The organism is Bartonella sp. AA83SXKL (genome assembly GCF_042196965.1).
Taxonomy (GTDB): domain Bacteria; phylum Pseudomonadota; class Alphaproteobacteria; order Rhizobiales; family Rhizobiaceae; genus Bartonella.
This window is the reverse complement of record NZ_JBHIRG010000011.1, coordinates 24,489-37,795: the sequence shown is the minus strand read 5'-3', so window position 1 is coordinate 37,795 and position 13,307 is coordinate 24,489. Positions and strand designations below refer to the sequence as shown.

The 13,307-nt window shown below is 37.3% G+C and carries 11 protein-coding genes; 7 read left to right on the top strand and 4 right to left on the bottom strand.

What is annotated here, in order from left to right; genetic code table 11:
• Together ACFINO_RS06595 and ACFINO_RS06590 are read left to right on the top strand one after the other, a co-directional pair.
• Complete coding sequence (locus ACFINO_RS06595) at positions 1-744, top strand: TlyA family RNA methyltransferase (RefSeq protein ID WP_375655278.1); 744 nt, start codon at positions 1-3, stop codon at positions 742-744.
• Entirely contained in the window at positions 741-1,994 is a 1,254-nt protein-coding gene (locus ACFINO_RS06590; RefSeq protein ID WP_375655277.1) for a class I SAM-dependent RNA methyltransferase, read from the top strand. The genes ACFINO_RS06595 and ACFINO_RS06590 overlap by 4 nt, the downstream gene beginning before the upstream one ends.
• Positions 1,995-2,521: 527 nt before the next feature.
• On the opposite strand, the gene tldD is transcribed toward ACFINO_RS06590, so the two are convergent.
• Together tldD and ACFINO_RS06580 are read right to left on the bottom strand one after the other, a co-directional pair.
• On the bottom strand, positions 2,522-3,946 hold the full coding sequence (gene tldD, locus ACFINO_RS06585) for a metalloprotease TldD (protein WP_375618410.1): 1,425 nt from the start codon (positions 3,944-3,946) through the stop codon (positions 2,522-2,524).
• A gap of 110 nt (positions 3,947-4,056) precedes the next feature.
• Positions 4,057-4,596 (bottom strand): invasion associated locus B family protein, encoded by a 540-nt coding sequence (locus ACFINO_RS06580; protein ID WP_375611128.1) that lies wholly within the window; start codon positions 4,594-4,596, stop codon positions 4,057-4,059.
• A gap of 344 nt (positions 4,597-4,940) precedes the next feature.
• On the opposite strand from ACFINO_RS06580, the gene cyoE reads away from it, so the two are divergent.
• The 4 genes from cyoE (at position 4,941) to rnhA (ending at position 8,546) form a co-directional block, all read left to right on the top strand.
• Positions 4,941-5,876 (top strand): heme o synthase, encoded by a 936-nt coding sequence (cyoE, locus tag ACFINO_RS06575; RefSeq protein WP_375655276.1) that lies wholly within the window; start codon positions 4,941-4,943, stop codon positions 5,874-5,876.
• Positions 5,877-6,058: 182 nt separating this feature from the next.
• Positions 6,059-7,114, top strand: coding sequence for a 4-hydroxy-3-methylbut-2-enyl diphosphate reductase (gene ispH / locus ACFINO_RS06570; protein ID WP_375636191.1), 1,056 nt, complete (start codon positions 6,059-6,061; stop codon positions 7,112-7,114).
• Positions 7,114-8,073: a homoserine kinase gene (locus tag ACFINO_RS06565; RefSeq protein ID WP_375655275.1), complete on the top strand. Its 960-nt coding sequence runs from the start codon at positions 7,114-7,116 to the stop codon at positions 8,071-8,073. Before ispH ends, ACFINO_RS06565 begins: the two co-directional genes overlap by 1 nt.
• A gap of 5 nt (positions 8,074-8,078) precedes the next feature.
• Positions 8,079-8,546, top strand: coding sequence for a ribonuclease HI (rnhA, locus tag ACFINO_RS06560; RefSeq protein ID WP_375634233.1), 468 nt, complete (start codon positions 8,079-8,081; stop codon positions 8,544-8,546).
• A gap of 26 nt (positions 8,547-8,572) precedes the next feature.
• Here the strand turns inward: rnhA and ACFINO_RS06555 are convergent, their stop codons facing one another.
• Positions 8,573-9,451 (bottom strand): protein-disulfide reductase DsbD domain-containing protein, encoded by an 879-nt coding sequence (locus ACFINO_RS06555; protein ID WP_375655274.1) that lies wholly within the window; start codon positions 9,449-9,451, stop codon positions 8,573-8,575.
• Between the two features lie 71 nt (positions 9,452-9,522).
• Here ACFINO_RS06555 and ACFINO_RS06550 point away from each other — a divergent pair, with 71 nt between their 5' ends.
• A complete protein-coding gene (locus ACFINO_RS06550; RefSeq protein WP_375613019.1) occupies positions 9,523-10,107 on the top strand; it encodes a YqgE/AlgH family protein in 585 nt (194 codons plus the stop codon).
• Between the two features lie 35 nt (positions 10,108-10,142).
• On the opposite strand, the gene ACFINO_RS06545 is transcribed toward ACFINO_RS06550, so the two are convergent.
• Positions 10,143-13,028, bottom strand: a complete 2,886-nt coding sequence (locus tag ACFINO_RS06545) for an EAL domain-containing protein (protein ID WP_375618403.1) — start codon at positions 13,026-13,028, stop codon at positions 10,143-10,145.
• Positions 13,029-13,307: the final 279 nt, after the last annotated feature.

Genomic DNA, 13,307 nt, shown 5'->3' with positions numbered 1-13,307 from the left:
ATGGCTTCCAGAAAAAGACTCGATATTTTTTTAGTTGAAAAAAACTTTTTTACGACACGTTCACGCGCACGTGATGCAATTATGCGCCAAACTGTTAAAGTTAACGGAGAAATCGTTTTTAAAGCTGGGCAAATCGTTTTTGATGATGCAGAGATTACCGTTTGTGATCCAGCACAGAATTATGTTTCTCGGGCAGCGTTAAAATTGATTGCTGCACTTGATGCATTTCCAATTATAACAGATAAAGTGACAGCCATTGATGTTGGTGCATCAACAGGTGGTTTTACGCAAGTTCTCTTAGAGCGTGGAGCAGATCATGTCATTGCCGTTGATGTTGGGCATCATCAATTTGATAAACGTTTATTGGGCAACAGTGCTATAACGTTATTAGAAGGCTTGAATGTCAGAGATTTTAAACAGGAACATTTAGGTGGGCGAGAAATTGATCTTATCGTTTCAGATGTTAGCTTTATTTCGCTCAAACTTGCATTGCCTCCCGTGTTGTCTTTAGCCAAGAAGGGTGCCCAAGCTGTTTTACTGGTAAAGCCTCAGTTTGAGGTTGGTCGTAAACACTTTAGTAAGGGAGGAATATTAAGTCCATCAAGTGCTAAAAAAATTGCTGAGGCGCTTTTTGTTTGGTTAAATACACAAACAGGGTGGAGTGCAAAAAGTTTAATTTCTTCCCCTATTACAGGTGGTGATGGCAACGTGGAATATTTACTATTTGGAGAAAAACAAGAGTGAATGACAATGTCATAATCGATCATATCGGAGCAAATGGTTATGGTACTTTCAAGACGTCGCACGGTTTTATTTATGTTCCTTTTACTTTACCAGGAGAGTGTGCTGAAATTACTGTTCATGGAAAATATGCAACATATATAACATTAAAAGAAAAATCATCAGAACGCATTGATACTCTTTGTCAGCATTTTGGAGAATGTGGAGGGTGTGCTCTTCAGCATTGGCATATGGATGCTTATCGCGTATGGAAACAACAATTGGTTGTTGAGGCGCTTAAAAAGTATGGACTTAATAATGTTGTTGCGCCTTTAATAGAATGTAAACCTTATAGCCGACGGCGGATTACTCTAACAGCTTCCATGACCCCACAGGGGCAAAAAGTTGGTTTTAACCGTTATCTCTCTCATGAGATTGTAGCTCTTGAGGAATGTCCAGTGACGCGTTTAGAGATTATGTCTAAACTAGATGATATCAGGTCACTTTGTGCTCTTGTAAGCAATCATGCCAAACGGTTTCATATAACGATAACATCTGTTGAAAACGGTTTAGATATCGCTTTAAGCGGTTGTGTTATACGCGATGAGCGTGTTCGTCAGAAAATGATCAGTGCTGCTCTTTCATATGGGATTATACGTTTATCTGTTGACGGTGAAGTTTTGGTTGAACGAGAAAAACCAGAGATTTACTTTGGAGATATCCGTGTTGAATTTCCTTCTGGTGGTTTTCTGCAAGCAACTTGTGAAGCTGAAAATATAATGGGCAATATTATTTTGACTCATTTAAAAAAAGCAAAGAATGCTGTTGATTTGTTTTCAGGGGTAGGAACATTTACCTTGCGTATGGCAAAAAAGATGAATGTTCATGCAGTAGAAAATAATGAAGATGCATTAAGAAATCTAAATACAGCAGCACGTTTTGCGACTGGTTTAAAAACGGTCACTTGTGAAAAACGTGATCTTTTCCGACATCCCCTTTCTGTAAAGGAACTTGAATGTTTTGAGAGTGTTGTTTTTGATCCTCCCCGTGCTGGTGCAGAGCAACAAGTACGTGAATTAGCGAAGACAACAGTATCACGTATTGTGGCAATTTCTTGTAATCCTACTACATTTGCTCGTGATTTATCTCTTCTTTTTTCAGGGGGGTATACAGTAGAAAAAATCATACCGATTGATCAATTTTTATGGTCACCACATGTCGAAATTGTTGCTGTTTTGAGCAAAAAGAAAAAAAAGAAAGGTTGGAAACTTTAGCCTGAAAGTTTTTTTGACATAATTCATTTGAGTATTATTATAAAATCTCTCCAAAATTTATCTATAATAATAACCTTTTTCTCGTTGAATTAAGAGCACTGAATGTAGAAAGTGTTTTTTCTTTTAAGCTTTTTTATTATGAAATATAAAAGACAAGTGACCCCACACAAAAGACTAATGTATTACGAAGAAGATGTGTCTGAATAAGCCTGTGCCGTCGTTATATTTGCCATCCCCTAATGTTTCTTAAAACTCTTGGTACTTGAGACGGACCATAAGAGGAATCTTTAGTCCTTTCTTGTACAGTTTTTATCCATATAACTCTCCCCGCCTGTAACGTATAAACGAATGATTTTGATTGATCTAACAGACACAGATTAAAATGAGAAAATCTTACGGGACTCAAGGTTCTAATACAATATGAATAACGCTAGATTATCTTTATAAATCAATTCATTGTATCCTCCCCCTCACAAAGTGGTCGTAATAGACGAGAAGGAGGCAATACTGGGAAGGAATGAGCAAGCTTATTCCTCTATAAGCGCAGTTCCACCGATTGTCATATTATTGATTCGAAGATGAGGTTGACCAACACCAACAGGGACATTTTGCCCTGCTTTTCCGCACATACCAATACCATTATCTAGTTTACTATCATTACCAATCATTGTGATACGTTTCATAGCATCCGGTCCATTTCCAATAAGAGTTGCACCTTTGATTGGTGCACAAATTTTACCATTTTCTACTCGGTATGCTTCAGTACATTCAAAGACGAATTTTCCGGAAGTAATATCAACTTGTCCTCCACCAAATGAAACAGCATAGATACCACTTTTAAGTGAAGAAAGGATTTCTTCAGGTGTTTTATCTCCTCCTAGCATGATTGTATTGGTCATTCGTGGCATTGGTGCATAAGCATAAGATTCACGCCGTCCATTTCCAGTTGATTTACCTCCCATAAGCCGTGCATTAAGCCTGTCTTGCATAAAACCAACGAGTTTTCCATCTTCAATGAGAACGTTATATCCTGAAGGGGTCCCCTCATCATCGACAGTGAGAGAGCCACGGCATTGTGGAATTGTTCCATCATCAACAACTGTAACACCTTTTGCTGCAACTTGTTGTCCTAAAAGTCCAGCAAAAGCGGATGTTTTTTTACGGTTAAAGTCACCTTCTAAACCATGACCTACGGCTTCATGGAGCATAACACCAGGCCATCCGTTCGCTAAGACAACATCAAAAGATCCAGCAGGTGCTGCTTCTGCTTCTAAATTTGTTAAAGCCATACGTAAGGCTTCATCCGCGGCTTTTTTCCAATTGTCTTCATGAATAAATTGGTTAAATGCTTGTCTCCCTCCACATCCATAAAAACCATTTTCACGACGATTGCCTTCAGCTGCGACCACAGATATAGAAAGTCGCACAAGGGGACGAATATCACGAACAAAATAACCATCTGCACGTAAAATTTCAACATGTTGTAGCGAGCCGGAAAGAGAAACAGTCACCTGATGCAATTTATCATTTTTAGCACGTAAATAGGCATCAATTTTTTGCAAAAGAGCACTTTTTTCTTCAAATGATGGAGCATCAAGGGGATTATGCGGTTGATAAAGCCTTTTGTTTGTTTGTTGAGGTGCTATGCTATAAGTCCCTGCATGATTATTATAGGTAACAGCTTTAGCAGCTTCACTGGCACGTTTGAGTGCAGCAGCTGATAACTCACTAGAGTGAGCATATCCAGTAGCCTCTCCAGCAACAACGCGTAGTCCAAATCCCATATCTTGATGAAATGAGCCGTTTTTAAGCTGTCCATTATCAAATAAAAGAGCTTCGCTTTCTATATACTCAAGGTAAAGCTCACCATCATCAGCATGATGAAGTGTTTCCTGTATAAGTGATTGCACTTTAGAGGAAGCAATATCAAAATGATCAATCAGCGATTTCATAAGAATTATCCTATTTTTATGGGTGCTTCGAAGATTTTTATCAATCTAATTTTAAGAATCTTTCAAAATATACGATGAGATTTTGATTGTTTAAAATGTATTGATTTCATTCATGTCGGTAAGGTTGCATAGGCGTCACCAAGACCATGAAGGTCAACAAAACCTCCAATCCCTTGTTCAGGAGTTGTAAAGATAAAATAGGTTGCCATTTTTCCTTTTAAAAAGAGCTGCAATATGTCTTCTTTAAGAAAGGCTTCAGCAACACAATTATCACCAAGACAACGACGATATTCCATTCTGCCCATATTTTTATCGTCAATTTTAATTCCAACGCCAGGACGTAATTCAACGCGAATCGGAACAAAAACACGCATCAAAGCACCTTGCTTTTGAGGAAGTTTATAAAATGTAACGCGCAAGGTAATATCTTGACGCCCTTGTGTGTGAACGTTTTGTACAACTTCACACTGCATGTTAGGTGTACCTGGTGGTAGAGAACACACTTTTGTCCATGCACCATAGGTTTGCGGAGCAGGGACATCTTGTGCATAGGGTGTTTGTGCAAATGCATGACTGATAAAACTACTATAAAGTGTGTAAAGAACAGCACCAATAAAAAAAGTTTTTTTGAGTAATTTATAAAGTATCACAGAAAATCCTATCCGACTCAATACCCACAACCATGCATAGATTTACATAAGAAAATGAATTCCCCATAAAAAACTATAACACAAAATCAGTATTTACCCAAATATATTAATTCATATGATATGTTTTTATGATACATTTGTAATGTGGATAGAACGTTGATTGAAAAAATGTATTTTTATTGCCAATATTTCCATTTACTTTTAGGGGAGACGTGCGAAAGAGATATTTCATATTTTCTCAAAAATACGATTGGTCTTAATTGGTCATTTCCATACGCTAGATAATATTTGTCAGGTAATATTGGGTTTGTGAATGACAAAAATGGAAAAGGGCTTTGAGTGGAATGTCAGTTTCAGAAGAGTTATTGGTTGTGAATGGTAAATCAACGCCACCAAAATCCGGTATTGGTGATTATATTACATTATTAAAGCCACGTGTTATGTCTCTTGTGGTCTTTACGGCTCTGGTTGGTTTGCTTGTATCGCCTGTTCCTATCAATCCGTGGTATGGTTTTTTAGCAATTTTATGTATTGCTGCTGGTGGCGGTGGTGCGGGAGCACTGAACATGTGGTATGATGCTGACATTGATGCTGTGATGGAACGGACTAAAAAGCGTCCTATTCCCATGGGTAAAATCAGCTCCCAAAAGGCTTTTATTTTTGGCATGGTTCTTTCTATGCTCTCGGTATTGGTTATGGGGAGCTTCATTAATTGGTTTGCGGCATTTTTTCTTGCGTTTACGATTTTCTTTTATGTCGTTATCTATACAATTTGGTTAAAGCGTATCACACCACAAAATATTGTTATTGGTGGTGCTTCTGGGGCTTTTCCGCCAATGATTGGATGGGCCGTGACAACAGGGACAGTGAGTATTGATAGCTTTTTATTATTTTTAATCATTTTTATGTGGACCCCCCCTCACTTTTGGGCTCTTTCTTTATTTTCATCTCTTGATTATGAGGCAGCAGGTATCCCTATGATGCCTAATGTACGAGGTGAAAATTCAACAAAAAAACAGATTTTATTTTATACTATTTTGATGACATTGTGTGCTGCTGCTCCTTGCTTTACTGGTCTTGGCGGAATTTTTTATGGTATTTTTTCAACAATTTTAAGCATTATCTTTATTTATTTTGCCTATCGTTTATGGAAAGCTGATACACATAATGAAACTATTTTGATGGCCAAAAAAACGTTTTTCTTTTCGTTACTTTATTTGGCAGCTATCTTTGGAATTCTTTTGATTGAATCTCTTGTTTGGTATTTTATCGCTCTTTAGTTGCGTAAAATGAAAGAGCAAATTTTAAAAGAGCTTTTCTTCAAGAAAATGCTGTAAGAAAACACGATAGAGTGTGTTCTTATGCAAAAGATGATATTGCACGTTTTTTTACATTGCTTATTCATGTATAATAATAGGTTGTTTGAATATATAGCTAAAACTATAGAGATTAAGGATGATTTATGTCTGGACTTCCCCCTTTAACGATACGTCTTTGTGGTCCACGTGGATTTTGTGCAGGGGTTGATCGTGCTATCCAGATTGTTCTGCTTGCATTAAAAAAATATGGTGTTCCAGTATATGTCCGTCATGAAATTGTACACAACCGCTACGTGGTTGAGGGATTACAGCAACGGGGTGCTGTTTTTGTCGAAGAACTTAATGAGATTCCAGAAGAACATCGCAATCAACCAGTTGTTTTTTCTGCTCATGGTGTACCAAAATCTGTTTCAGAAGAAGCACGATGCTATAATTTGTTTTATCTCGACGCAACATGTCCGTTGGTCTCGAAAGTTCATAAACAAGCGATACGACATCAACGTCATGGTCGTCATGTTATATTGATTGGTCATGCTGGTCATCCTGAAGTGATAGGGACAATGGGACAGCTTGAAGAAGGGGTTGTGACGCTTATTGAAACGATAGAAGATGCTTTGCATTATCAACCCAATGATCCAGATAAATTAGGATTTGTTACACAAACAACGCTTTCTGTTGAAGATACTGCAGGAATTATCGATATATTACAACAACGTTTTCCTACATTAGCAGCCCCAGCGGCTGAATCAATTTGCTATGCTACAACGAATCGACAAGATGCGGTTAAAGCAGCGGCAAAGGGGAGTGATTTGTTTTTGATTGTTGGAGCACCAAACTCTTCTAATTCACGACGTTTAGTAGAGGTTGCCGAAAAGTCTGGTGCGCGACAAGCTATTTTAGTTCAGCGCGCTGATGAAATTAATTTTGAAAACCTAAAATCTCTTTCTATTGTCAGTCTTTCAGCAGGGGCTTCGGCTCCTGAAATTATTATTGATGAAATTATTTCAGCGTTTCGTGAGCGTTATGATGTCACAATAGAATTAGCTGAAACAGCGGTAGAAACGGAAAAATTTTTAGTGAGTCGCGAATTACGTGACGTCATTTTAACGTCTCAAGATATGGCTTTCGTCAATGGTCAAGCAAATAATGCAAAAAATGAAAATCAGAATACAGACATGTCTACAACGAAAGCAGAATAATGGCCGTTTATACAGATATTCACCCAAATGATTTAAAAGTGTTTTTAACACGTTATGCAATAGGATCACTTTTGTCTTATCAAGGTATAGAAGAGGGGATTGAAAATTCTAATTTTATGTTAGAGACAACACAAGGGCGATTTATTTTAACACTTTATGAAAAGCGTATTTCAAAAGATGATTTACCTTTTTTTTGTCGCTTGATGCAGCATTTAAGACAGCGTGGAATTCCTTGTCCTCAACCTGTTATTCAAAATGATGGAATGATGATCTGTGAACTAGCAGGACGTCCTGCTGCTATTATTACTTTTCTGGAAGGAGAGTGGATCCGCCAGCCCAATATAGATCATTGTGGCGAAGTGGGGACGGGGTTAGCACAATTACATTTAGCAGGACAGGATTTTACACTCAGTCGTAAAAATACTCTTTCTGTTATGGATTGGAAGGTATTGTGGCAACGTTGTCAAACCAAAGAAGATGCATTGTTAAAAGAATTTGGACAAAAAATTGAGTTGGAATTGGCTTTTTTACAGGAAAATTGGCCGTTCAATTTACCAATAGGCATTATTCATGCAGATTTATTTAATGATAACGTTTTTTTTGTGAATCATCGTCTTTCTGGGATGATAGATTTCTATTTTGCTTGTAATGACTTTTTTGCTTATGATTTAGCGATCTGTTTAAATGCTTGGTGCTTTGAGCCTGATCATTCCTATAATCTTACCAAAGCACGTAAGTTATTGGAAAATTATCAAAAAATAAGACCATTGATCCCTTTAGAATTGGACAAGATGGTTTTATTAGCTCGTGGTGCGTCTCTACGTTTCTTACTCACACGTCTATATGATTGGTTTAATACACCGCCTAATAGCTTTGTTATTAAGAAAGATCCATGGGAGTATTGGCACAAGCTTTGTTTTTTCAGTAATGTAAATTCGCTAAGTGAATTAGGTTTTTAAATTTTATGGCAACTCAACAAAAAGTCGTTGAAATTTATACAGATGGTGCTTGCTCAGGGAATCCTGGAATTGGAGGGTGGGGGGCAATTTTACGCTGGAATGGTCATGAACGGGAGCTTTATGGCGGTAAGGTCCATACGACAAACAATCAAATGGAACTCATGGCGGCAATTTGTGCATTAAAGGTGCTTAAAGAGCCCTGTTTGGTCGATCTTTATACAGACTCAGTTTATGTACGTAACGGTATATCTAAGTGGATTGAAGATTGGAAAAAGAATAATTGGCGCACCGCATCAAAAAATCCTGTTAAAAATATGGAGCTATGGCAAGCTCTTGAGGATGCTAGTTCTTGTCATACAGTTAGATGGCACTGGGTAAAAGGGCATGCGGGACATCCAGAAAATGAACGCGCAGATGCCCTTGCTCGCAAAGCAATTACTCAATATCGTGAAAATGGACGTTTTCCAGCATAATTGCTGTTTGAGAGATTTTTCTTTTATCACGGAGACGCAAGAGGGGTTGGCTGCGTATGGAATATGAATGTTCCACTTAAGGCGTGATCTTTAAAAGAAACTGTATAAAAAATTTTTTGGTTTATTTCTTCTGGTGCGAAATAGAGTGGAGCATTAAAGAGTGTATATTCTGCGTTATCACTGACTTTTCTTGCTGCTCCAATTTGCATTTCTCCTCCATCTAAAAAGAGAGAGGAAGGAGTGGTTTTGTTATTATTTTGTATTTTTATAAGAAGGGTACTGTTATTTTTTTCGGCACTTATTTTTAGTGCATTCTGCGCCATGCGTGGCAAAGAATCTTGCGCCTTTTTTAAGAAGGAAGCAGGAAGCTGTTTATTTTTAAGAGCAGATGGCGAAAAATCAAAGTTAACAGTAAATGGAAGACAGATTTTGTGACATAATCCAAGAGTGAAAGCACCACTTAAATTTTTGCTTGAACTAGAAAGATTGAAGGGCAATATTACTTTATCTTTATAACCTAATGACCAATCATTTTCTGTTTCAAAAAGCTGTGGAGTAGGATAAAAGATTTCATAAGAAATCTGTTGGTTGAAATTAAAAAATGGTGCCATGCCAGAATTACCTGGATTACGCCAGTAAGTTTTCCATCCTGGTTTAAGCTCAATTTCAATAATGCCTTCTCTTATTCCAGAAAGAGAAGGTTCAGTGATCGCTAATCGGATACGACCACCATCTGATTCATACCAAGATGTTGCGAAAAGCTGGAGTTTTTGTTCTGTTTGAGCATTTACAGGAATGTTAAGTAATTCTAAAACTATGAATGTTAAGCTTAAAGTAACTAAAAGCTTTTTATAAAAGAAAGTTGTGATATTTTGTAAATTTGTAAATATATAACTTTTTTTCATTGGAGTTTTATTTTCCTAGTGTGCTAAATGAACAAACTTTTATCATGTAAATTATGGAGAATAACAGATTAATGAAGCGGTGTAATGGCTTTTTAGGTGGACAATTACTCATAGCAATGCCTGGGATGAATGACAAACGCTTTATTCGTTCTGTTATTTATATTTGTGCGCATTCTGATGCCGGTGCGATGGGCATCATTCTCAATCAATTGCATCATATTGATTTTCCGGAGCTTTTGCTTCACTTAGGAATCATAGACAGTGGCCAAAAAAAAAGTCTTTCTGAACCAATAAAACAGTTTCCAGTTCGCTATGGTGGTCCTGTTGATCCTTCGCGTGGTTTTGTTCTTCATTCAGATGATTATGCTTGTGAAGAAACTGTTTTTATTGCAGATAAGATCTGTTTTACTGCGACAATTGATATATTAAAAGCGATCAGTTGCGAACAAGGTCCGCAACATGCACTGGTCGCATTAGGCTATGCTGGATGGAAAGCGGGGCAACTTGAGGCAGAAATTTCTACAAATGGGTGGCTAATCAGTTCTACATCACCTAGTTTTCTTTTTGAAAGCGATTTAAGCTGCAAATATGATAAAAGTTTAACACGCATGGGTATCGATCCAACTTATCTTGCTTCTGAAATGGGACACGCGTAGAGTTTTTTCTAAGCTTTTTAACTTTATTTTATCCCTTATGTTTTTATTTTATAAGGGAAATGGCTCTGAACGAGCGTAATTAATTCTTCTATGGCAATCGGTTTTGTCACAAGTGTACTTTGAACATATTTACAGCCTTCTTGACGGAGGAAGATTGCTTCTTTTTCATTTTCAACACCTTCTGCGATAATTTGCAAATTAAGATCTGTTGCCATATTAATGATAGACTTTAGAACAATTTTCTTCTTAAGAGAGTCGATTGAGATAAGTGAACGATCAAGTTTAACCATATCAAATGGATAACGTACGAGATAGGTCAGAGACGAATAACCTGTTCCAAAATTATCGAGTGCGAGATTCATTCCAAGTGTTTTAATTTGTTCAAGAAAGTGCGCTGATTGTTCAGGATTATTTCTTAAGACAAATTCAGATATTTCAATCATCAGACGCCCTTTGTGGAGCGGATGGCGAAGCAAAGCGGCACGCAATTGACTGATAAAACGAGGATGAATCATTTCTGCGCTTGGTAAATTAATTGAAATAAAGAAAGATTGTTGGGAAAACTTTTCTTGTACATTTATAAGATCAATAATGGCATTATCGATGATAAATTGTGACAAATCCATAACAATTTGTTCATTTTCTACGATTTTTATGAAATCAGAGACATTTAAATTTCCATAAGTGGGATGATGCCATTCTACAATTGTTTCAAAACCAATAATATGTCCGTCTGATAAATTAAGAATAGGATGGTAGAGGATTTTCATCTCATTACGTTTTATGGCATAATGAACATCTTTCTCCAGAGTATTATGTTCGAGACCCAAAGTGCGAAAATTAGGACGAAAAGGTTCAATATGGTTCCCACCCATTTGTTTTGCGCGAATCATCGCTAACTCACTATCATTAAAAATATCTTTAGCCGTCGATCGGCTTTCACTCCATGTAACCAATCCGATAGAGGTTGAAAGGATTATTTTATTTTCTGAAAGTGAAATAGGTGCTGAAATTGTTTTGTGCAAATGATCTGCAAATGCTGCAATTTTTTGTGGTTCGGTTTCACTGAGTAAAATAATTGCAAAGCGGTCTGCTGAAAGACGCGATAAGGTGTCTTGAAAGTTAATGAGACGATTTAAACGACGTGCGATTATAAGCAGTACAGTATCCCCAACTGCTATGCCTAATTTACGATTAATTTGGCGAAAATTGTCAAAATCAATCATAAAGACAGTCGGTCTAATTTTGATATTTGCTTTCGCTAAAGAGGTATAATTTTGTAGTCTATCAAAGAAAATTTGTTGGTTAGGAAGTCCAGTTAAGCTGTCGTGGATTGCATCATGCAATAAGCGTTCTTCGGATTTTTTATGGTTAGTAATATTGACAATGGTTCCAATAACACGTGTGATTTTTCCATCTTTTTGCATAGCCGGACGTGCACGAAGAGAAAACCAATGATAATAACCACCACCGGAAGAAAGCCGAAAAATTTGATCAATGCGCCCTTTTTTATTTTTAAGAATGATATCCAATACGGCTTGAAAGCGTTCACGATCATCATGGTGCAAGGCTGAAATCCAGTTGCGCATAGGTCCATTGAGGTTATGAATTTCAGTACCAAAAAGGGTTGCCATGTTTGGATGTACAACAATACGGTCACGCTCAATATTCCAATCCCAAATAATATTTCCAGCTCCCTTTGCTGCGAGTACTTGTTGTTCAAGGTCGGAAAATATTCCTTCATGGAAAGCATCATTAGAAAAAGTTTGTTGCAGGACAGTAAAGCTTATGAGAAGAACAATGAGCACTAATCCCCCCGCTAATGCTGGCTGGATAATATCATTGTTTAAATGTCCAGCTATGCAGGCATAGGCTCCAACGCACCAAAAGCTAACGAGCAACCATGTTGGAATAAGCATAATGGCGCGGTCATAGCTTCTGATTGAGAAATAGATGATTAATATTATACCAAGCACAGCGGTAAGGCCAAAAGACAAACGCGCAATTCCAGCTGCTCTGATGGGATCATAAATAGCAAAGGCTCCTAGACTGCAAAACGCAATGGTCCAAGCGATAGCACCGTAACTAAAATGATAATGCCAGCGGTTAAGGCTGAGATAGGTAAAAAGAAAAATGAAGAGTGTAGCAGTAAGTGCTACTTCTGTACCAGCACGCCAGATTGGTTGGGTTGTGAGTGTAACTGCAAAGAATTTATTTAAAAAGTTGAAGTCAATACCAATATAAAAAAGCACTGCCCAAGCAACTGCCGCTGTTGCAGGAAACAGCCCTGTTCCACGGACGACGAAGAGAACAGTTAACAAAAGCGCTAAGAGACCTGATATCCCAAGAAGAATACCATGATAAAGCGTATAAGAATTAATTGCATCTTTATAAGCTTCAGGTTGCCATAAATAGATTTGCGGTAGATTTGCAGAGTTAAGTTCGGCAACAAATGTAATAACAGCACCAGGGTTAAGGGTAATACGAAAGATATCAGAGTTTGCACTAAGTTGACGATCGAGGGAAAAACCTTCGCTTGGCGTTATGGATTGAATCCTTGATGATCCAAGGTCTGGCCAAAAAAATCCAGAACGTGCCATGCGGTAATGGGGGGCAACGATGAGACGATCAACTTGTTCATCTGTTGGATTTGCAAGAGAAAAAACTGCCCAATTTCCGGAAAATTTTTCATTTTTTGCCTGCACTTCAATACGCCATACAATACCATCTGGTCCTGGTGCTGTACTTGTTTGAAAAATAGAGTTGTTTGTATGGTGAATTTCAATTGCTTTTGAGAGATCAAGAGCAGCATCTTGAGAAGAAATTTTAACTGGTTCAATTGCTTGTGCTGATGTAAGATGGACAAGAGAACTAACGACTACAATGAAAATGATGTCAATTATTTTACGCAAACTCTTCACAATGTCCCACTCTCAATATTTTAGGATGTTTAATTTTCATTTCGACTTTTGAGAAAAAACGTCCACCTTTTATAATTTATTTACATAATAAATTGTTATCACTTTTTCTTAAGTTATGTGATTTTATATACAAATAGACCACACACCCATTTGCTTCAATGGAACCTGAAGCGAATGAAGTTTTATATTTTAAAAGGGCAAAGTTAAACCATGAATTTTCAGATTTCACGGATATACCTTCACTTATTAGAATCTTTATCACATGAAGTATGAATTGGG